Origin of the sequence: Oceaniferula flava (assembly GCF_016811075.1) — a bacterium.
Taxonomy (GTDB): domain Bacteria; phylum Verrucomicrobiota; class Verrucomicrobiia; order Verrucomicrobiales; family Akkermansiaceae; genus Oceaniferula; species Oceaniferula flava.
This window is the reverse complement of record NZ_JAFBGL010000005.1, coordinates 287,642-309,648: the sequence shown is the minus strand read 5'-3', so window position 1 is coordinate 309,648 and position 22,007 is coordinate 287,642. Positions and strand designations below refer to the sequence as shown.

Annotated in this window: 12 protein-coding genes; 8 read left to right on the top strand and 4 right to left on the bottom strand. The window is 55.2% G+C overall.

What is annotated here, in order from left to right:
- Positions 1–370 precede the first annotated feature (370 nt).
- Complete coding sequence (locus tag JO972_RS09740) at positions 371–1,507, bottom strand: hypothetical protein (protein WP_309489849.1); 1,137 nt, start codon at positions 1,505–1,507, stop codon at positions 371–373.
- A gap of 129 nt (positions 1,508–1,636) precedes the next feature.
- Between JO972_RS09740 and JO972_RS09735 the strand changes: the two genes are divergently transcribed.
- Entirely contained in the window at positions 1,637–2,416 is a 780-nt protein-coding gene (locus tag JO972_RS09735) for a PEP-CTERM sorting domain-containing protein (protein ID WP_309489848.1), read from the top strand.
- 512 nt (positions 2,417–2,928) lie between these two features.
- Here the strand turns inward: JO972_RS09735 and JO972_RS09730 are convergent.
- The gene (locus JO972_RS09730) at positions 2,929–4,317 is read right to left on the bottom strand and encodes an EF-hand domain-containing protein (protein ID WP_309489847.1); all 1,389 of its coding nucleotides are present in this window, start codon (positions 4,315–4,317) and stop codon (positions 2,929–2,931) included.
- A gap of 269 nt (positions 4,318–4,586) precedes the next feature.
- Here JO972_RS09730 and JO972_RS09725 point away from each other — a divergent pair, with 269 nt between their 5' ends.
- Complete coding sequence (locus JO972_RS09725; protein ID WP_309489846.1) at positions 4,587–7,832, top strand: sulfatase-like hydrolase/transferase; 3,246 nt, start codon at positions 4,587–4,589, stop codon at positions 7,830–7,832.
- Positions 7,833–7,879: 47 nt separating this feature from the next.
- Here the strand turns inward: JO972_RS09725 and JO972_RS09720 are convergent, their stop codons facing one another.
- Entirely contained in the window at positions 7,880–9,331 is a 1,452-nt protein-coding gene (locus JO972_RS09720) for an Lcl domain-containing protein (RefSeq protein ID WP_309489845.1), read from the bottom strand.
- Positions 9,332–9,728: 397 nt separating this feature from the next.
- On the opposite strand from JO972_RS09720, the gene JO972_RS09715 reads away from it, so the two are divergent.
- Entirely contained in the window at positions 9,729–12,593 is a 2,865-nt protein-coding gene (locus JO972_RS09715; protein ID WP_309489844.1) for a PHB depolymerase family esterase, read from the top strand.
- A 90-nt stretch (positions 12,594–12,683) separates the two neighbouring features.
- Positions 12,684–14,264, top strand: coding sequence for a sulfatase family protein (locus tag JO972_RS09710; protein WP_309489843.1), 1,581 nt, complete (start codon positions 12,684–12,686; stop codon positions 14,262–14,264).
- A gap of 188 nt (positions 14,265–14,452) precedes the next feature.
- On the opposite strand, the gene JO972_RS09705 is transcribed toward JO972_RS09710, so the two are convergent.
- Positions 14,453–16,867: a glycoside hydrolase family 95 protein gene (locus tag JO972_RS09705; RefSeq protein WP_309489842.1), complete on the bottom strand. Its 2,415-nt coding sequence runs from the start codon at positions 16,865–16,867 to the stop codon at positions 14,453–14,455.
- A gap of 231 nt (positions 16,868–17,098) precedes the next feature.
- On the opposite strand from JO972_RS09705, the gene JO972_RS09700 reads away from it, so the two are divergent.
- The 4 genes from JO972_RS09700 to JO972_RS09685 all read left to right on the top strand — a co-directional run bounded on the left by JO972_RS09700 (position 17,099) and on the right by JO972_RS09685 (position 21,796).
- On the top strand, positions 17,099–17,629 hold the full coding sequence (locus tag JO972_RS09700) for a peroxiredoxin family protein (RefSeq protein WP_309489841.1): 531 nt from the start codon (positions 17,099–17,101) through the stop codon (positions 17,627–17,629).
- Positions 17,630–17,767: 138 nt separating this feature from the next.
- Complete coding sequence (locus JO972_RS09695) at positions 17,768–19,222, top strand: Lcl domain-containing protein (protein WP_309489840.1); 1,455 nt, start codon at positions 17,768–17,770, stop codon at positions 19,220–19,222.
- Positions 19,223–19,227: 5 nt separating this feature from the next.
- Complete coding sequence (locus JO972_RS09690) at positions 19,228–20,637, top strand: sulfatase (protein ID WP_309489839.1); 1,410 nt, start codon at positions 19,228–19,230, stop codon at positions 20,635–20,637.
- 133 nt (positions 20,638–20,770) lie between these two features.
- Positions 20,771–21,796: a ThuA domain-containing protein gene (locus JO972_RS09685; protein ID WP_309489838.1), complete on the top strand. Its 1,026-nt coding sequence runs from the start codon at positions 20,771–20,773 to the stop codon at positions 21,794–21,796.
- The last annotated feature ends 211 nt before the right edge of the window (positions 21,797–22,007 follow it).

Genomic DNA, 22,007 nt, shown 5'->3' with positions numbered 1-22,007 from the left:
ACCAGATTGTACGAACGGACGAGAGGCCCTGAAAAAGGAAAAAGGGGGCAGCAACTGTCTTTAGTGATTATTTTCATTAAGCGGATTGAATTTTATTTTACACCTCTTAATCAGCGAGTTCAGATGACAAACCAGCTTTGATTCTCTACGTTCACCTTTCAGGCACGTCACATCGTTTCTGTCTATCTCCCTTCGGTCGGTCATCATGACAGCAGTAACAGCGGGCTTCTTGGGTTTTCCTTTTCCTAACAGTCTCTGATAAACTCTTTCAAAATAGGGGTATATCTGGAGCCTGAAAGAGCGGCCATATACAGAGTTCGAGAAAGGTCTGCGTCGTGCGCAAAGATTCTTTCATGACAACATGCAGCAGCTATTCAGGCACCACGGGGTCGATGATGGGCTGAAGAATTCTCCAGGCTTCGAGTCCTTGGATCAAACGATAATCGACGAGGGTGCCATCTTTAGTCAAGGTAGCGCTGATGATGCCCGCGTCCTCCACGCACATGGCCATTGTGATGCACCCGTCGATTTCGATGCTCGGAGATTCCGGCAAAAAGAAGCTATCCATGACTCTCATGCGACCTAAAGCGGTCTTTAATGCCTCTTCAAAATTATTGCCGATTTGAAGAGCCTCTTTGAGTTTCTCTTTCTCGCCTTCGGTGAAGTATAGCAGGTGTTTTTTGTAGAGCTCCCGGGCTTCTTCATTGCTGATCTGAGACGACGCGTGAGTCATTCCGGTCTCGTCCACATGCACCCACATCATCCCATACTCGGCGCAGCGAAGCAACAAGCGGGTTTCACCCTCGACCTTGATTTCTTTGATGAATGTCCAGCTTGGGAAAAGGTCGTGATCAGATAGTTGCGAAGCCGGCCGTGGCTCGCTGAGGCCGCTTTTCAATTGTGCGAACGAGGGCATGGACACGCGATTGAACTCCATTCCGCTGGGGCCCATTTTCCTGGTGATCATTTCCAGTTCGCTCAGCCCTCCCATCGCGGACATCACTTGCTCGTAGATTGCATCAGAAATTTCTCGCGCGGGCCTGATCTTGAAGTCCTCGAATGATTGGCGTGTGTCGTGATGAAAAGACCCCAGTCCACGTTCATCGCCTTTTTTTGCACACATTCCTTCCGGTAAATGCGGGTAAAAGGACCATCTGACTTCAGCCTCATCCGCGTGGGGTTCCACGAAGTAGCTGACGCTGGCCTGATCACCCTTTTCTGTGCGATAGATAATTTTTTTCAAGGGCGCTTGATACTTAAAAAAGAGGGCCAGGGCAATGACACATACTTGCGAGAATGATGATTGCGTGAGTGAGTTCAGGCCGTGTGAGTATTTTTTCGTGTCCGCACGATGAGGATGAGAAGCGGCGTCACCCACAACGAGCAGATGCTCAAGGCCCGCTAAAAAAACAAGAGGCATATGCTGAAAAAACGGCCCAGAATAAGTAAAGTGCACTATTATTACCCATTCTTCCTCCGCCCCCCCTTTTCTGCCTTTTGTATTCACTCTTGAAAGATCGCAATCAGAGAGATCACCGTTATTTTTTTCTCGAAAAGAAGCTTGATAGCAGCATCCAAAAAGCAGTAATGAATACCCGAGCCTTAATTCATTAGGTAATAACAATATAACACACACATGAGCACAAAAACAACGATACTCGGAATGGCCCTATGTTCGGTAGCCCTTTGTCATTCATCATCTGCCGCATCATTTATCTTCGATGGAGGTAATCTCGAAGCAGCTGCCAATTGGACCAATCAGACCGCCGGCGGCACAGGCTTACCGGGAGATGGCGACACGGGCACCATTGCGGTGGACGGAACTGTTACAGGTAACAACCAAGTAGGTGGTTTTGGGGGTGCCACACTCACACAAACTGCGGGAACGATCACTGCCACCCCAGGTTTCAACTTTTTCAATAGCGGCGGCTCGACTATTCCTACATACAACCTCCAAGGCGGCACACTCAATTTAGGAACCGGACTCCTCAACGCGAACGGGAGCACTGTAAACCTGACAGGAGGGGAACTCTTTTATGGCGGCCGGTTTATATCTAATAATGCAACTGGTGTTCTGAACATTGGTGGCAGTGTGGTGATTACTGCCAGCGGTGCTGTTGATATTGATATCAGCACAGCCACTGGAGTCTTCGATTTTGCAACTGATTGGACCGGGAGCTTTTCGAGCGGGGTGACAACTACCGAAGCAGACTGGATTCAGGAGCTCGTCACTAACACAGGAGATGGCACTGCCACTGTGGGTGGCACCGCCATTACCGCTGGTAACTTCACAGACTATTTCGAGGTGACTCCCATCAGCGGTGGTGGAAGCACCCTCACACTGGTCCCTGAGCCATCTTCTGTGGCTTTACTGGGTCTTGGTGGTCTGGCGCTGATCATGCGCCGCCGTAAGTAATCATTGAGATCATCACTCATTTATCAAACCACACTTTGCATGTTGCGGAGTGTGGTTTTTTGTATCGAAATTTAGAGCTCTCGAAGAGCTTCATCCCTATTTAGGTGAAACTTTAATGAACCTCGCGGCCTTGGACCGTTTCACGTATTACGATACAGACTTTGATAAGGACACAACCACCTTCCGCCCTTTGACCAGCAAACGGTCCGACACTACGGCATCTATTCCAATAAGTCCCTTCGTCTCGCCCCGAAAAAAGGAGGCTTTCAAGAAAGCAGTTAAACAAGCGAAACGTTCCAAGATATGTGAGGAGTTTCGGGGGAAAATCTCGATCGCTCTGAGAGCTGAATTTCAACGCCGACGTCGCCGAGACAGAGAGCATCGCTCCGAATAAAGCGTGCGCGGTTTAAGAGAGAAAGGGAGCGGTCTGTTCTAAGAAAATAAATAGGTCACTCCCCCACCTCGCTTCATTTCCTCCCTCGGTCGATGCGAATGCTCGTTGCCTTCCCAAGCTACTGCGAAGCCTGAGGACGATTGCCGCCGCGGGGGGCTTGGCTGAATTCCTCAGGGGTGACTTTTCCATCCTTATTTGTATCGATGGAGTCGAATCGAGATTTGACTCGTTCCGGCTTCACTTGGTCTCCCCGCTTTGCGCGAGCGGAGGCGAGGAGTTCCTGGTAACTCACGGATCCGTCTTTGTTCGTATCCATCTGGGTGATTTGGCCTGCGCCATCTCGCGGGGATTCACGCTTGGCGGTTTCGCGTTTCCCAGATCCTCGTGTCCCCTTGGAGGCACGCGGGCCGCCTCGGTTCATGCCGTAGGTGCGGGAGCCGCGGTTTTGGTCTTTGAGTTCGATGGTGTAGCCGTGGGTCAGCGCCATGCACATGTCCGGGGTGCAGCCGAAGTAGTCGAGTTTCAGCTCGATCGGTCCGGGTGTTCCATTGGATTTGATATCGACCCAGAACTGGCGAGGTTGCGAGTCCTTGTCGCCATGGCCCACTTGAGCCGACGCTTCGGCGGGGGTAGCGGTCATGCCCTCGGGGAGCGTGAGTTGGTAGCGCATGGGTTGGGTGAGGTTGTTCCAGCAGGCATCGTGGATGGGGTCCGGATAGAAGCCGAGAAACAGTCGCCCGGTGCCAGTTTTGATCAGGGCGTCGTCACCTTCGGCACGGAGTTTGACGTAGTAGGTTTTTTCCGGATCAGCGGGTGTGATCTTGAGGATGGTCAGGCCTTCCGGGCGTTTGACTCCGAGTTTGGAATCTTCGTTGACCAAGCGGGGCGGACGTTGGAGGCGGGGCAGTTTGAGGTCGGCGGCCAAGGTGGTTTTTTCCGGGGCTCCGAGGGCTTTGGTGAGAGCGTTGCGTAGGTCTGCGCGCTTGATCTTACCATTGGCGTAGAGGATTTCACCTTCGGGAGAAATGAGATAAACGGATTGCGAGTTGGCGCCGAGTCCGATGCGCAGCGAGTCGTCCATGGTATCGGCCAGCCATGGGGTTTGGGTGGCGAGTTTTTTGCGAGCTTCGGCGAGTTGCAGCAGTCGCTCCTTGATGTTCTGGGCGTCGACATACCCTCCGAGTTCCGGGTGGCGCAGGCTTTTGTAAAAGTAGTAGAACTGCACCTTGTCGCTGGCATAGTCGGCGCGCGCGGCTTCAATTTCCGGGTAGGATTTGTGGAACTCCGGGCAAGTGAGGCAGCCGGATGCGAGAACCGTGAATTTGCCTGCGCAGAGTTCGCGGAGTTTAACCGGTTTCCCCTGATCGGTGACGGCAGTGAGGTCCGGGATCTTACCGCTTTTCAGCAGTGACGATGCGTGACCAGCGGACTGGCTGCGGGACGGACTGGTTTGCGCTGAAAGGCTGGAGATCAGCGCGAGGGCAAGGTAGAACATCGGAAGTTTCATGGATCTGATGAGAGAAACCCGGATGCAGAACGGAAGTTGCAATTTGTTTGAAGTGGCGGAACGGAGGCACAGGGACGAATAGCTCACACAGAGCGCCCTTCCTCTTTGCTGAGCCCCGATCAAAGCGTCCGTTCGTGGAATTTCCTTGGCACACGGGGTGAAAGAACTAGTTTCCATAAAGAGAAATCTCAGTTCTGCATATTGACGATCTTGGAGTTAACAAATCCATGAGTAGCGCGGACAAGGTATTTCAGAAACGCTCTGCATTCATGACGATCAAATTCTCAACCGTAGCCGCAGCCCTCATCGTGCTTACTCACCAAGCCATCGGCCAAACGGTGACTGTGACCACCACTGCCCCGACAAGCGATATCCTATCTTCCAACAACACAGGCACTACCTATTCGCGAATCAAGGACGAAGACAGCGATAGCGACCACGCCCGAGGAATGACCTTCTACCTCGGCAACGGCGCCGAGACCCATTACGAAATCACGTCGATCACGATCCACAAGAACGGCAATCAAACCTTCTTCAACGACACGATTACCTTACGGATCTACAAGGGCACTGTCGCGGAGTGGAACACAGGAACAGGTCACTCAAGGTCTAACGACGGGGACGACTACTACGTGGGCAGCACCGTCACCCCGCTCTATGCCGAAGCGTTCACTATAGACGGTCAGTTGTCTAACAACAACTACATCACCTTCAAGCTAAGCACGCCTCTAACTGTAGAAGAAAACGCAGATTACGGGTTTTTCTTCACCTATTACGGGTCGGGCTCATCGAGCCCCGATTACTTCCAGTATAACGAAGGCGTCGACGGCGGACGGTCTACGATCACAAACACCAACCACTCCGTCGCTACTACCCGCCACGTGCGCTACATCCTCCATGGCAGCTCTAGCAATGGTGGTAACACGGACTCCGACAACGATGGCCTGCCGGATGCTTGGGAATACCTCTATTTCCAAGATCTTGACGAAAACGCGAACGGTAACCCCGACAATGACGGCGTCGATAACGCAGCCGAACATGCAGCGGGAACCAAGCCGAACGATCCGGACTCCGACGACGACGGTCTCGATGACGGCGTCGAAATCGCCGGTCCTACCGACCCATTGGACTCAGACAGTGATGACGACGATCTGCTCGACGGTGTAGAGACGGGGACTGGGATATTTGTTTCCACGGGTAACACCGGAACAGATCCAATGCTTGCTGACAGTGACGGCGACGATGTTCCAGACGGCACAGAAATCAGGCTTGGCTCTGACCCCTTTGATGCCAGCCACATGCCTACCAGGCGTCCGAATATCATCTTCATCATGATCGACGATCTCGATACACGCGAAATTGGAGTTTATGGTCAAGCTACTCTGAAAACACCACGCATCGATAGCATGGCGAGCCAGGGAATGATGTTCTCCAACTTCTACACCGCCAGCCCAGTCTGCCATTCCTGTCGATCCTCCCTCATGACGGGCCAGGACACTCGACGATCTCAAGACCGTCATAACTCTGGAGAAAACCTTCACCCCACACGCATCACCATCGGAGAAGTGCTCCAACAGGCAGGATACACCACTGGCTGCGTCGGCAAATGGGGAATGGGAACCTCAACTGGTGCTCCTTGGAACCAGGGTTTTGATTTCTTCTGCGGCTACCTCAGCCAAACTGCCGCACACAGGTTTTTCCCCAAGTCTCTATGGAAAAACGATCAGAAAATCTACTTCAACTCGGATCAGTTAGGAGCAGGTGACAGCCTCTATATCGCAGGAGCCCACAACTACAACGAGATCATGCACTCCTGGACAGACAACTCAGGAAACGTCTGCTCGCACGACGTCGTCGTGGCCGAGGGCCTCAAATTCATCGAAGAAAATGCCGACCGCCCATTCTTCCTCTACTGCGCTTGGACTCCGCCGCATGCCTACATGTATCCGGCCGCCACGCTAGCCGCTCTAACTGATGAAGACGGACTGGTCTACGATACTTCCGATCTGAACCAAACCATGATCAACGAAGTGTATCCAGGCATGCCCTTCGGTGCTGATGCCGATGTCCCCACGATGCCTGACTTCAACGACCATTGCTACGCATCCATGGTCTCAGCTGCCGACCGCGACACCGGCCGCATCATGGACAAACTCGTGGAACTAGGAATCGATGACAACACACTGGTGATCTTCAGCTCCGATAACGGCGAAGACGAGCCCACTTTCCTCACCTCCGAACACCTGAAATCTGGCTACGCGGACTTCCGGGGCGCGAAGCGAGACTGCTACGAGGGCGGTATCCGCTCGCCATTCGTAGCCTGGATGCCTGGCACGATCGAAGCAGGTTCATCCTCAGATGTCATCGGCACCTTTGCCGACATGCTACCCACCTTCGCCGAGCTCGCCAGTATTTCGACGCCCACCCAGGTCACCGGACGTTCCATTCTGCCGGTCCTCCTCGGCGGCCATAAAGACGACCTTCAACCTCGCGATTATCACTACTGGTATTTTACCGAAGGCGGTCGGCGCTGGCGGGCGGTGCGCCAGGGCGATTGGAAAATTGTCCGCGATCGCGCCAACAACGGCAGCGCACCAACCTACGAGCTGTTTAACCTGAGCAACGATCCCTACGAAACGACAGACCTCTCGGCATCAGAAACGACCATTCTCCAGAACCTTATTCCGCTCGTTGAAGGGACGCACGAGGTGACTCGCTCGACCTACTTCAAGGCAGACGATGAGTTCTTTACTTGGTCCAATCTAACTCCGGCAGCTTATCAGATCGGCACTCGCGACGGCAGTGGTGCTGCCGACGGCTACAGCCTAACAGCGAGCGGAACCGGCAGTGGTTTTAATTACTTGCCATTCAGCGGCGGCCTAACCCAAGAAGCCACCTTCACGTGGACGATGCAATTCCCGTCGGGAGGGGCCGCTTCCTTCTTACTCGGAGCAAGCAACACCCCGTCGCAGTGCTTGGCAGTTCGTATCAACGCCAGCAATTCTGTCTTGGAAATCAGTTACGCCGGCTCAGCGGTGACGAGCACGACCTTGGCTGCCGCAGATTTCCCTTCCGAGCGAGCCGAGTGCCAGATGCAACTGAATCCAAGCACTGGAATTGGCACGATTACGATTGGCACCACGGTGCTCAACTTCGACCTAACAACATCTATTGGCCCGCTCCAGTTCTGGGGGTATCAAGTGGAGTCTTCCTCCACCCTGCAAGCAAGTCGGCCACGTTGGAGCTTGGAAACGAAACGTATCAATGCTCTGGAAATAAGCGACGGCCTGGGTGCGATCGATGTAAACTATCAGCTCCCCTTCTTGCTCGGCCAATCCATTACCCCGCAATATAGCCTCGATATGGAAACATGGTATGACAACCCTCCTGGCTTGCAGGATATCAAATCTGTGGATTCCCAAGGACAGGTGAGAGGTTCGTGGAGTCTGTCCAAAGACAGCCTGTTACCCAGGAACCACTCACGCCTCTTTTTTAGAGCTCGCGTCGATCCCTAAGTGCCTGCCCTATTGCGAAACGAAACCGTCTTTCCAATCCACTCGGATTATCTCGACGGGGCACCTTCTTGAGGTGGACCACCTTTTGGAGGCACATTTTTCGCCTCGCGGGCATCGATCTTTCCATCTCCGTTTTGATCGATTTGGGTGAAGTGTTCGGCGGGGCCGTCGAATTCAGCTTTGGATACCTTGCCGTCGCCATCCTTATCTAATCGAGCTATGAACGCCTTACCATCTGGACGACCAGCCTGCGGAGGACCTCCTTGAAGTTCTCCACCTGGTCGATTTCCGTTAGGGCGCTCCCCCCGTGGCGGACCGGAAGGGCGCTGGCCACCTTCTTCTTGCGCCGCGACAGCCTGAACTTTCTCTATTTCAGGACCAGAAGCGCGTGGTTTGGCAACTCCACCGCGAACGAGTCGGACATAGTTCGTATAACGCTCGCCGCCTTCCCCATCAGGGCCGGACGCGGATTTGGTATCGAAGCGCACGGCGCCAGCCCCATGGGTATCGATACCCTCCCCATTGACCGCACGACCAAAGGCAACATACCAAGCGTAGTGGTATCCAGGGTTCCGTTTGCTAAACTGGGCCGATGTGCTCGTCCAATAATAGGGGTAGTCTTTTTCACCCGCCTCGTTGGTGATCGGAGAGCACTCAAATAGAGGCTCAATCGCTGGGAAAACTCCGGAGTAATCCACGATGCTCTGCAGCTCCTTGACATTGGGCAGACGCCAGTCGTCGTAACCGGCATGGGTCGATGACTCAGCGTATGCAAGCGCCTCCTTCCACTCCATTCCCTTACCGGCATCAGCTGTCATCCACATCAGCCCGGTTGCCTCATCGGTGATCGTTCCGTCCTTATTCTCCTTGAAGGCATTTTCACCATAGACCTTGCCGCGAACAGCTCGCACGCACTTCCCTCCACGCGGTCCTCCCGCGCCGGAGGGGTAAGCCTTGATGTGACCCGTGACATGATTGACTCCAAATGCGGAATGCGCACCGTTGTGGGTAGTGCCCACCTTGTAGTCATTGGACGTCCAGTATTGCTCGTCCTTGGAGACGTTCCCTGTGGCTAGGGTGAAATAGTGAGTATCCAGATAGGGCCAGCCACTGGAAAAATCGCTGATCGAGAACAACTCCTTGAGAGTGGGAATCCGCCAATCGTCATAACCGCCTAACTTGAGTTCGTTGCAGTATTCGATCGCCTCTTTCCAGCCGAAACCCTTCGCACTGGGGACCTGCTGCCACATCAAGCCGGTATTGGCATCCGTGACGGTGCCGTCGTGATTATCGGTGAAGGAGAACGGAGCGGCTGAAAACTGAGCATCCTGACCAAAGTAGGCTTCACCCGCCTTGGGGTAAGGAATTTCATTATTTCCGGCGTAAGTTCGGATCTGTCCAGTATCAACAAGAGGATAAGTCCGCTTCTGTTCCTCTGCCATCGCGGTCACAGCAAGTAGCGTGCTGGCGAGTATTATAAAATGCGATTGTCCTTTCATTTCATCAATGGGTTTTGGTTTTTGTTAGAGAGAGATCTCCAGAGCTCTTGGTGTTGTTCGAAATATGCCCCCTTCACGTTAAGGGAATATGTGAAGACCCATCAATTGTGTTAAAACTCAGTAAAGGACGCTGACTAAACTTATTTTACACGCTCACAGCATCGCGCCCAGCGACCACCTAAGAGGTAGAGGACTTTTTTCATCAACCCGGAAAATCTCCTTGGTGCGCAGGGGCAGGGAACTATAGTCTGCCGCTATAAAATCCGAGCACAGATATTGCTCGATCAGCCCCTAAGCACAGCAACGCACCCAGCCTTTTCAACTCACCCTGAACACAGCTCCGGGCATCTCAGCCTGCGAGCCACCACGGCGGTGAGGTGACGGTATTTCCACACCCATGACTACAAAACTTTCCCACCTCCTTCTCCTCTCATGCAGCTGCATCACGCATGCGACCGGGCAGATCGTCTACCATGATACATTCGACGGTGATGGATTGGAAACCAATGCCGGTATCGGCGGAGGTGGCCGCGCGGTGGCATCGAACGGTGGCGGCTGGCTGTGGGCAGACGACGGAAACCTCACTGCCGGAACCGCCTCCACAGGGAACCGGGTCAACAATTTCTACAGTGACTCCCCCTTCTTCATCAGCGAGGGGTTCACCTTGGAAATCATCTTTGATCTCGGAGCAACGGGCACGACGCCCTATCCTTCCAACCACTTTTCCATAGGCTTAGCCGCTGAGGATGAAACGACGAAATTGTTCGATACCGCGAGCGGTGACAGCTCGATCGCCCCGGCTGACGGCATCGGCATCAGTCTCACTCCGCGCAATGGCAGTATTTCCACCGGCATCATCGAGTGGGATGCGGATGGCAATGCGGGCATTGGCGAAACCTCTAACATCACCCCCTTTGCCACAACCGCCGGCACCGAGCAGAGCTTCATCCTCAACGTCGCCGCTAATGGCAGTTACACCTACTCGTATGGCGGGATCAATGGCTCGGGGACGACGAACATCGACCTGAATCTCCCCTATTTTTTCCGCTCCAGAACCCAGGGGTCGGCTGACAATGCCATTCGTGAAGTCAAACTCACCACCACGACACCCCAGTTGCAGCCACCTTATGTCACCGCCTCATCCAGCTTCATCATCGTGGGCGACTCGGTGGATCTCAACATCGTCTACGATCCATCGGCGAGCGCCGCAACGCTATCGAGCACGCCGGCAAGTTCGGTCACCGACCTGCGAGCGATCGACGCCACCGACGCCGTGCCTAACGACGGCAAAGTCACGGTCAGCGTTCAGCCGAGCGAGGACACCGTCTACACCCTGGAGGTCACTGACGCAGTAGGAAACAGATCGGCCACGACCAGTGTCACGGTCTTACCCGTGGGGACGCCGACCGGCACGGTGCTGGTGACGCGACAAGCCCCCGATGCGATTTTGCCCTCCTCAGACATTTTGCTGAAAAACATCAACCGCAACATCCGCTCCACCAGTTACCCCTACGGCACGGAGATCGAGAAGGTGAATAGCTCGGAATCGATCGGTGGCACCACCTTCGTCGTTTCCGGCACAGGCAGCTACGACCTCGGTGCGATCACCTTTAAGAGCGCCATCGCCCAGAGCTTCGGCTCCGCAGCCGCCGTGCGCCTTTCCTTCTACCTCAATACCGGCGACTCCGGAACGGGTGACACTTCACTGGAGCAAAACGAATTCATCGCCGACTCCGATGAAATTTTCTCACTCGCCGGGCTATCGATGGTCACCGGTGACCACATCACCTTCAACCTCAGCTCTCCTCTAACGAACCTCCAGAAAGGCCGCGAATACGGAGTGGTGATCAACTGGCTTGAGGCCGATGAACACAACACGCTGTCACTGTGGCGATCCAACAACAAAGACCGCCGCGATGGTGGAGCGCTCGCCGAAACCGCATCAGCCAACATCGACCTCTCTCCTAGCCGGGTGCAAACGATCGAAGTGAACAACGACCCAGTGATTTTTATCTCTAGCAGGAATGTTCCCGATCCGGGGGATGCCATCGTGCGTGGGACTCTGGAAGGTTGGGGATCCCACCTGAAATACGCCGCCGACATTGACGGCTACTTTTCAACCCCGAAACAACTCAGCGGACTTGATACCTGGCGTGTTCTGAAAATTTTCGACGGCACTGACGCCGCAACCATGACCGTCGAGGAGCAGGTGCAATACCCAGCTGGCACCCAGGTAGGAAAAGTCTATGTTCCCGACGCCTACGAGCCGGACAAACCCATCGGCTTACTGATCTTTGTGAACACCGCTCTGGGAGCCTTCGATGTCAATCGCTTCGAGAGCGTCATGGACGACCATTATCTGATCGGTGCCTCCGCAGAACAGACCAGTAACGCCAACCCTGACCCATGGAGGATCGCACGCATCCTCGACCTCACGGTATCGCTGATGGACGAGTATGAAGTGGATCCCGAGCGGGTCTACATTGCCGGGTCTTCCGGTGGGGCTCTGATCTCCGCGCTCTGCACCCTCCTTTATCCCGACGTCTATCACGGTGCCGTCTGTGTGGCCCACGCGTTACCGATCAACTACTACTACGGACTTTACGGAGAAAGCTGGACCGACACCGAGTGGGATGAATTCGTCGCACAGAATCAACGTTTTGTCTGGATGGCCGGCGAAGAAGATGCCTCCGCTTCCTTTTTCCGCAGCTACTACCCCCAATGGTGGTCCCAAGGATTCATCATGGACGAATACTGGGTTCCCGGATTGGGCCACTCCTATCCGGACGCCTCCATCGTCAGCGAGGCGTTCCGATTTATCGATGCACCGGTGCAAGCGAACCGGATGACCAATTATCACGACTGGAGTGACGAGCAATTCAGAATGATGACTGGCCGCAGCCACAGCTCGGTGCCGCAGGCAGACACCCTGCCCCATGGAGACATGGACGGCGACGGCCGCAGCAACATCGAGGAATTCGTCTTCGGCGGCGACCCCAGACAGCTTGATGAAGGAGGCTCCAGGCAGGTCACCATCACTGATGGCGCGCTCAGTGTGCGTGCTCGCTACCCGATGTCGGGCGCACGTCTCAAGCCAACGTGGTCTACGGATCTGAACCAGTGGAAAATCGACGACCTGCCACTGAGCGAGCTTTCACCGGATCAGGCTGACGGGCAGTTTTCCACCTACCGTTACCAGATGCTCACCGGCGAACAAAGCAAGGCCTTCTTCCGCTTCGAGGCGGAAGAGGTCATGGAATAAGCACATCGGCGAGCCCCTCTCCTCTGATTGACACGCCCCACCTCAGTGCACCCGTGATTTTTTGAACAAGCACGGCATTGCCATCCGTAAATGGAGGCAATGCTCAAGCTCACCACCGCTATTTTTCTCTCCTTATCGGCCGCGGCATTTGCCAAGCTGCCGAATATTGTGATCATCTATGCCGATGACCTCGGCTACGGAGACCTCTCCGCCTACAATCAGAAAGCCGCTTATAAAACCCCGCGGCTGGACCAGATGGCGGCTGAGGGGATCCGCTTCACCGATGCCCACAGCCCGTCCACCATCTGCTCCCCTTCCCGCTACGGGCTCTTCTCCGGGCAACAGATCTATCGCTCCACTGGCCGTGGCGGCGGCGCTTTTGAAGGCCCCGGCGGTCCCAGCTACCTGAAACCTGGCACCATGACCCTCGGGGGCATGCTGCAAAAAAAGGGATACCGCACCGCGGTCTTCGGCAAATGGCACGTCGGCCTGACATGGCTCGACAAAGATGGCAAACGCCTCGGCGGCGGCTTCGACAACTCACTGCTGATTGACTACGAGAAAAGCACCCCATTGATCGACGGTCCCAATGAGCGCGGCTTCGACGAATCTTTCATCACCCCGAACTGCCCGACCACCGATCCCCTCTACGTTTACATCGAAAATGGCATGGTCCCAAAGCCGGCCAACCATCGCTATAACCCCGAGAACACACCGAACCCCGGCGGCAAGTGGCGCTGGGACAACGACGCAGGTTGGGTGGCTCCCGACTATCAATTTGTCGGCGTCGATGAGTTGTTCTACGCCAAGACCAAGAACTTCATCACCCAGCACCGGGAGACACGCCCGGAACAACCGTTCTTCGCGGTGCTCTCCACCCAGATTGCGCACGCTCCGGTTCTTCCGGCGGAAAAATTCAACGGCGCCACCGAAGCCGGCCCGCGCGGCGACTTTGTCTATCAGCTCGATCACATCGTTGGACGCACCATCGATCTGATGAAGGAGCTGAACATCGACGACGAAACGATCATCCTTTTCAATGCCGACAATGGCGCGGAATTCATGCACGTCGCCTGGATGCGCGAAGACCACAACCACGATGCCTCGGGAGGATATCGTGGCATGAAAAGGGACGCCTGGGAAGGTGGCCATCGCGTGCCCTTCATCGTCAGATGGCCAGGCCGGATTCCCAAAGGTCAGGTGTCGGACCAGATGACCAACACCACCGACATTTTTGCCACCCTGGCCTCGATTGTGGGCTTTGAGCTCCCGGATGAGGCCGCCACCGACAGCTTCGACATGCTCCCCGCCATGATTGGCACCCAGGATCAGGCGCAGTCCATCCGCCCCCACCTGCTCACCCAGAGCTTCCGGGGTGAGTTTCAAATTCGCCAGGGGGATTGGAAATATCTCGATCACCAAGGCTCCGGCGGCAACCCCTACCACTCCCGCCTGCTGTCCAAATACGCCTTGGAAGAAAAAGAGCCCGACGCCCCAGGCCAGCTCTACAACCTCAAGACAGACCCGGGTGAAACCACCAACCTTTACTACAAGGAGGCCGAGAAACGGAAGGAGCTGCAAGCACTTCTCGAAAAGCTGAAAAAGAGCGGTCGCAGCGCGCCGAAAAAACGCAAACCAATCGGCATGACTAACATTCCCAAGGTCGACTAACACAAAAGCTGGAGGCCTCAGCGTAGGATTACAACAAGGTCTCCATTCGTATAGCCGGATACCCACTGTCATGGAGACGGGTATGCCGGCCTAGAACTTCCTCACGAAAAAGGGGCAGGTGGTATCTCTAACCACCTGCCCCTTTTGTTTGCCGCCCCCGAGCTCCGTCAAGGAGCGGCAATCTGAAACTATGACTGAGCTAACAGCGCGAGCAGATCAACGCTCTCGTTCTTTTTAGTTTTGATGGTTTTGGTCGTCTCCCCGTAGTGAACTTTGCAGGGATTACCGAGCTTGGAGCGTAGCGTGGCCGCCGTGAGAGAGCCGTTTTTCCACTCCATATCGATTTCGAACCCACCGCGAGCGCACAGGCCTTTGACCGATCCGTCCGCCCAAGCTTTGGGCAATGCCGGGAGCAGATCAATTTGTCCGGCATGCGATTGCAGCAGCATTTCGATCATGCCAGCCGGGGCCCCAAAGTTGCCATCAATCTGGAAGGGGGCGTGTTTATCGAAGAGGTTGTTGTAAGTGGATTTACTAAATAGCAGGCCGAGGTTCTCGTGGGCTTTCTCGCCGTCCATAAAGCGGGCCCAGAAGTTGATGATCCATGCCCGACTCCAGCCAGTGTGTCCACCACCTTTGGAGAGGCGGTGGTCGATAGATTTCCGCGCGGCGGCGACCATTTCCGGACTGTTGTAAACGTTATACTGTCGGCCAGGATGCAGGCCGAAGAGGTGGGAGATGTGGCGGTGGCCCGCATCTTTTTCCTCGAACTCTTCGGTCCACTCCATCAGTCGACCGTCCGAGCCGATTTGGGGCAAGGCGAGCTGGCTGAGTGCCTGCGCGACCTGTTGGGTAAAATCATCTTCAATGCCTAACACCTTGGCCGCTTCGAGGGTATTGGTGAAAACGTCCCAGATGATTTGTTGGTCCATGGATGGTCCCATGGTCAGGTTACATGGTGCCTTGCTTCCCGGAGCCAGGAACTTGTTCTCAGGCGAGGTGCTTGGCCCCGACACCAGCTTGCCGGTTTTCGGGTCCTTGACCAACCAATCAAGGAAGAACAGGGAGGACTCTTTCAGAATGGGGTAGGCTCGGTTTTTCAAGAAGACCTGGTCGCCGGTGAAACGGTAGTGCTCCATGAAATGCTGGGTGGTCCAGCCACCTCCCACGACCCATTGGCCATACTGCACTTTGCCAAATGGCACCACAGAGTGCCAGACGTCTGAGGCATGATTGCCAAAGAAGCCCCGGCAGCTGTAGAGGTCCATGGCGGTCTTTTTGCCGGAAGGAACCAGTCGCTCAATGTAGCTAATGAAGGGCAGATGGCATTCGGACAAGTTAGCCGTTTCTGCATGCCAGTAGTTCATCTGCATGTTGATGTTGATGTGATAATCGCTGTTCCACGGAGCCGCGAGATCCTTGCACCAAATCCCCTGCAGGTTGGCTGGCAGACTGCCCTGTCGGGACGAGGCAATCAGCAGGTAGCGACCATACTGAAAATAGAGTGCTTCAAAGTCGGGATCGACTTCCCCCTTGTTGTAGCTCTGTAACCTCTCGAGGGTCGACTTGCTCGATGGGGTTCCGAGCTTGAGATCGACACGACGGAAAAGCTCTTGGTGCGATGCCGTGGTATCCGCTTTCACCTTGGCGTATCCTTTTTTGATCGCCGCAGCAATCGTCTGCTGACATTGCGCGACTCGGTCGTGAGTCAGTGGGTGATCGGTGTCGTCGCGGTTGTAGTCGGTTTCCGCCGTAATGTAGATCACCACGGAGTCGGCATCCTTCACCGATAACACCCCGTTCTTTGCCTTCGTCGAGCCGTTGTTAGCGGCGACTTTATAAACGGCCGAGAACTTGACGCCCAGATGGCGATTCCCGTGGGCTGCCTGACCAGTGGCGATCACCGTGTCATCGCCACTCGCTTGTGTGCTGAATTTTCCATCCCGCTCGACGCTGGCTTTAAACGAAATCGAGCCAGGTTGGTCTGCGGAAATCTTGATCGTGATCACATCGTCCACCGGACTGACGCTGACCTCGCGAACAAAGCTGACGCCGCCGAGCTTGTATTCGGTGGTGGCCACAGCCGTATCCAGATCGAGCACTCTGCGGTAGCCGCTGACTTTTTCTGCCGAGCCAAAATCGAACCTGAGCTCGCCCATCGTCTGGTAGCTTCTTGGGGCGATCCGGCCAGTGAGCACAGCCTGCTGCTTCTTCTGTGCCTCTTCATATTTACCGGCGAAGAGCAACTTACGGACTTCGTCCACCGTGCTCCTGACATTTTCCTTCACCTCAGGGATCGGTGGTCCTGCCCAGATTGATTCTTCATTGAGCTGGATGATCTCCTGCGAGACTCCGCCGTAGACCATCGCTCCCAAGCGACCATTCCCCACAGGCAAGGCTTCTTCCCAGTGGGTCGCCGGCTTGTTATACCACAAGGATAGCGGTTGCTCAGGGGCTTGATTCAGCGCTTGAACCTGTGCTGTTTCGCGATACTTAAACTTGTTAGGTTTTTTCTTTTTCGGAGCTGCCTCGGCATAGCCCCCGGAGAAAGCCATGACACCTGCCGCAATGGCCAGGCATCCTTGAATAGGTCGTTGATTCATAAATATAATTCTGTGTGTTACTCGAAAGCCCCTGCCTCAAGGAGGAAAAACTCCGAACGTGATAAGGCTAGAAATACGAACCGTAAAAAGGATGTATATCATTATTGTTCGTCGTGGAAGGGGCAGATTTAGGCCGCCTTCAATGAAGGCCATTCAGGCTTCGTTCCAGTGAAAGTCGTCAATTTTCACTCAATCGAGGAATAAAGTGTGTCTAGCAACTCTCATACCGACATGATCAAAACCACATATATTGCATTCATGTTCAGTCTCCTTGCCGGCAGCGCTCTCGTTCAAGCCCAGTCCGGTGCAGAAGCCGTAGCGGCCGCCGAGGTCAAGGTAGGCGACAAGGCTCCAGGCTTCGAACTGATGAACAGCCAAGGCGAAAAAGTCAGCCTGAAAGACTACGAAGGAAAGAAGACCGTAGTGCTGTCCTTCAATCGTGCGCATTGGTGCCCGTTCTGCATGCGCCAGCTGGTGCAGCTCCGCAAAGATTATGACAAGTTTGCGGAAGCAGGTGCTGAGGTGCTTGTTGTGTTTCGTGAAGAACGCGATGGATTGGAAGGCATGAAAAAATCTGCCAAAGTCAGCCAGGGGTCATTTCCTATTTTGTTAGACGAAAAATCTGCCCAGACAAAGGTGTATTCGCAAACTGGATACGACACCTACATCATCGACAAGGACGGCAAGGTGGCTGCCAAGATCGAAGGGACTAAGAAAAAGCGTGCCAGCAACGAAGAGATTCTGGCTGCTCTGAAAAAATAACCTGGTCCATCCACCAGAACCATTGACCGTGAGCTGTCGCCCCACCAGGCGGCAGCTTCGATCGTTTTCCAATCATCAGGCTCAAGGGTGATGGTCTGAAACTCTACAACTTTTCAATCGCCGCATAGTTCAAACACTATGCGAACGAGAAATTTCACCATCGCCGCAGCAGCCTTGGTAAGCTGCGCGACTTCGATCCACGCGGAGACACTTTCTTACCCCATCGTGGATACCGGCCAGACGGTGGCCTACGGGGATGATCCAGGTCAGGACGCCCACTACGCGGGCAATGCTCCTTCCTACCAAGTGCACGACGGCACGGTCACCGACACCGTCACCGGCCTGATGTGGACCAAGGACCCCGGGGCAAAGATGACCTATGCCGAGGCGCTTAAAAATGCCGCCCAATGTCGTGTCGGCGGCCACAGCGACTGGCGACTGCCCACCATCAAAGAGCTCTACTCGCTGATCAAGCTCGATGGCATCGACCCCGATCCTCACGCCACGGACACCAGTCGTCTCAAGCCGTTCATCGATCGCACGGTGTTCGATTTCAAGTATGGCGATCCCACCAAGGGTGAGCGGATTATCGACTCTCAATTCGCCACTTCCACCAAGTATGTCAGCACCACCATGGGCGGCAACGAAACCCTCTTCGGCGTCAATTTTGCGGACGGTCGGATCAAGGGATATCCGATCAAAAGTCGTCGCGGCGAGAAGACCTTCCACGTCCTCTACGTTCGTGGAAAAAGTGATTATGGAGTGAACCAATTCAAGGACAATGACGACGGCACGATCACGGACGCCGCCACCGGCCTGACCTGGATGAAGGCGGATAGCGGGCGCGGTATGGACTGGCCCACGGCGCTCAAATACGCTGAGGAGATGAAACTGGCCGGTCACTCCGACTGGCGACTCCCCAGTGCCAAGGAGCTGCAGAGCATCGTGGATTACACGCGTTCACCCGACACCACAGGCTCCGCCGCGATCAATCCGATCTTTGAATGCACGGCTCTGAAAAACGAAGGCGGTAACAAAGACTACGCCCACTACTGGAGCAGCAGCACCCACGTCGGCACCCGCAGCAACACCACAGCCACCTACTTCGCGTTCGGAAGATCGCTCGGCTGGATGGGCGAAGACGGTCAGAAAACCTTGATGGATGTGCACGGTGCCGGTTCACAACGATCCGATCCAAAAACAGGCGACGCCTCGAAGTTCCCCTACGGTCGCGGACCTCAGGGCGATGTGATCCGCATTTACAACATGGTGCGTCTGGTGCGCGGCGGTGGAGTGAAACTGGTGGATGCTCCCGTGGTAAAAGAAATCGAACAGAAAAAGTCCGGCAAACGCGAGCGCCCGCAACAGCCGTCAGAAACGCAACGCAAGAAACCGGAACCTAACAGAGGCCAGAGCGGTGCTGCGTTTATCAAGCGTGAGGATAAAAACGGTGATGGCAAAGTTTCCAAAGAGGAATTCGGCGGACCAGACGCCCACTTTGACCGTTTCGACAAAAATAAAGACGGCGTGCTCACCGAGGACGAAGCTCCAAAGGGCAGACCTCAAGGATCGCAACGCCCACAACGTCCGTAAAAGAGATGAAATCAGCGATCATTCAGAGAGCCCTCTGCGGCCTCCTCGCCATCACTTCCATCAGCCCAGTGGTGGCGGCCGAGCCCTCCAAGAAGCCTAACATCATCTTCATCTACGCCGATGACATGGGCTGGACCGGAACCTCCGTGGCGATGATCCAGGGCGATGCTTCCAGTAAGAGCGACTACTACCAAACGCCCCAGCTGGAGAAGCTGGCTGCGCGTGGCATGGTATTTTCCCAAGCGTATTCACCCAGTGCCCTGTGCACACCCAGTCGGGCCGCGGTGCTGACCGGTCTGACACCGGCGCAGCTGCACATCACCACACCGGGGAGGGGCAAAAACGATGGCAGCAAGAAACTGATCACGCCGGAACCGACCACCCGTCTGTCGGACAGTCAGCCGACCATCGGATCGGTGCTCAAGGAGCAAGGATACGCCACTGCGCTCCTCGGCAAGTGGCACATTGGCCGCAACGATGACGCCGGTGACTACGGCTTCGACCTGCACGACGGCAATACCCAGAACGAATCCAAAGGCACTGACGAGGACCCCAAGGAAATCGACAGCCTCACTCGGCGCGGCATTGAGTTCATGCGAAAAAATGTCGCCGCAGGAAAACCGTTTTACCTCCAGATCTCACACTATGCCGTGCATGAGCCGACCCAAAGCAAGCCGGCAAGCATCGACAAATTCAAATCGCTTCCCGCTGGTCAATTCCATCGTGAAGCCGACTACGCCGGGATGACTTGGGACCTCGACGCCAGCTTGGCACGGATCAGCCAAGCCATTGAACAACTCAAGATCGCCGACCAGACCTACCTCGTGTTCATGTCTGACAACGGAACTCGCGGCAACCCACGCACGCCTAACAACGCACCGCTTCAGGGGGGAAAAGGAACCCTTTACGAAGGAGGCATCCGCGTTCCGCTGATCGTGCTGGGTCCTGATGTGCAAACCGGCTACTGCAGGCAGAGCGTCAGCGGCACCGACCTCTTTTCCACCTTTGCCGCCTGGTCAGGGTCTCGCAAAACCACCGCAGAAAGTGTCGATCTCACGCCCCTGCTCACTGGCCACGAAGAAGATTTCCAACGGACCAAAGGCCTGCTGTTTCACTACCCCCACTACGGCCACGGCCCGCAGCAAGTTCCCCAGACCGCACTCATTGACGGCGACTGGAAACTGCTCCGAGACTGGGAATCGGGCAGCAATCGACTCTACCACCTGAAGGAAGACCTCGGCGAATCAAAGAACCTGGCCGGCAACGAGCTGCAGAAGTTTCACAGCATGGTCAGGGCCATGGAAGCGCGGCTCACAGAAACCATGGCACAGCGGCCTGAGGAAAATACCAACTACGATCCGACCGCTGAACCAAAGCAGAGCCGACAAGGCAATCGGCGCGGCGGAAGAAGGTAGCAACCCACTCTCGTCACCAGCGAGCAAGCGTCTCTCTATGACGCAGATTTTTGACCCTTTGCCCCCTGAGCTATAACAAGTTTAGCGTTGTTGCATGGCGCCCGTTTCCCTATGAGATCGGTCATCCTTCATTATGATTTTACGTATCGCGGCATCCTATTTACTTCTCCTTTCCTCCCTCTCATCCATGGCTTCACCTCATCCGGTCCCTGAATCAGATCAGTGGTTAGTCATTCCCGGAGGCAAGGGCCCTGGTGAGGGCAAGCACATCGTGCTCATCGCCGCCGAGCAGGAATACCGTGCCGAGCAGGCACTGCCCATGTTGGCCCGCACGCTCGCCAAACATCACGGCTTTCATTGCACCGTGCTCTTCCTGATGAATGAGGACGGCTTAGTCGATCCCACCATGCCCTCCCCCTTCAAAGAAAAAGGCCGCAAAAGCATCGTGCCCGGCATGGAACATCTGGCCAAGGCAGACGGCCTGATTTGGATGTCACGTTTCCTGCAGCTGCCCGACGAGGACGTCGATCATCTTTATTCCTACTTCGACTCCGGCAAACCCATCCTCGCCCTCCGCACCGCCAACCACGGCCTCTGGCGCGATACCAAACCGTATCGTGTGAATGGCAAAGACGTGTCGCTCCAAGAGCTACTCGGCGGCAAGTTCATGGGTCACCACGGTGGCTGGAAACGCGAGGCCACCACGGGCATCATCGCCCCCGAGGCCAAGCAGAACCCCATTCTGCGCGGGGTGAACGACGTCTGGGGCACGACGGATGTTTACCGTTGTCACAAAGACGGCAAAGTTCCTGCCGACTGCACCTTGCTGCTGACCGGCCAGCCTATGCAGTCGCTGAAAAAAGACGCCGCGCCGAATACCGAGAAGGAAGCTCTTCCCATCGCCTGGACGAAAAAGTGGGTGGGCAACAAGGGGCTTAGCTCGCCCATTTTCCACTTCACCATGGGTTCGGCCAAAGATTTTCAAAACGAAGGAGTACGTCGCCTGACCATCAATGCTCTCTACTGGGGACTGGGCATGGAGGATAAGATCGATGCCAAGAGCTCGGTCGATATCGTGGGTGATTACAAAGCACTGGAGGATGGATTCAAATACGAGGAGTTCGGAGTGAAACCCCGCCCCGTTAGCCACTATCGCTAAAACAAGCGCGGACTACCAGCCGCTACATGCATCTAGGGGAAAGAGTCAGGGCGCTGACTCTTTCCCCTTTTCTTTTGCCGCCTATCAAGCGCTCGGGAGACAACAACGACTCTCTCGGTGCCACTGCCTCTGTATGACTCCCTTTTCCCATAGTGTGCTCGACGAGGTTTGATGGGAGCAGATAGAAAACCAAGGTTCCTAACAGCCCCCA

What these genes read in the sequence shown, in the direction of transcription:
- JO972_RS09690 (WP_309489839.1), top strand. Translation starts at nt 19,228, where the DNA reads ATGAAATCAGCGATCATTCAGAGAGCCCTCTGCGGCCTCCTCGCCATC.
- JO972_RS09695 (WP_309489840.1), top strand. Translation starts at nt 17,768, where the DNA reads ATGCGAACGAGAAATTTCACCATCGCCGCAGCAGCCTTGGTAAGCTGC.
- JO972_RS09730 (WP_309489847.1), bottom strand. Translation starts at nt 4,317, where the DNA reads ATGAAACTTCCGATGTTCTACCTTGCCCTCGCGCTGATCTCCAGCCTT.
- JO972_RS09705 (WP_309489842.1), bottom strand. Translation starts at nt 16,867, where the DNA reads ATGAATCAACGACCTATTCAAGGATGCCTGGCCATTGCGGCAGGTGTC.
- JO972_RS09720 (WP_309489845.1), bottom strand. Translation starts at nt 9,331, where the DNA reads ATGAAAGGACAATCGCATTTTATAATACTCGCCAGCACGCTACTTGCT.
- JO972_RS09715 (WP_309489844.1), top strand. Translation starts at nt 9,729, where the DNA reads ATGACTACAAAACTTTCCCACCTCCTTCTCCTCTCATGCAGCTGCATC.
- JO972_RS09710 (WP_309489843.1), top strand. Translation starts at nt 12,684, where the DNA reads ATGGAGGCAATGCTCAAGCTCACCACCGCTATTTTTCTCTCCTTATCG.
- JO972_RS09735 (WP_309489848.1), top strand. Translation starts at nt 1,637, where the DNA reads ATGAGCACAAAAACAACGATACTCGGAATGGCCCTATGTTCGGTAGCC.
- JO972_RS09725 (WP_309489846.1), top strand. Translation starts at nt 4,587, where the DNA reads ATGACGATCAAATTCTCAACCGTAGCCGCAGCCCTCATCGTGCTTACT.
- JO972_RS09700 (WP_309489841.1), top strand. Translation starts at nt 17,099, where the DNA reads ATGATCAAAACCACATATATTGCATTCATGTTCAGTCTCCTTGCCGGC.
- JO972_RS09685 (WP_309489838.1), top strand. Translation starts at nt 20,771, where the DNA reads ATGATTTTACGTATCGCGGCATCCTATTTACTTCTCCTTTCCTCCCTC.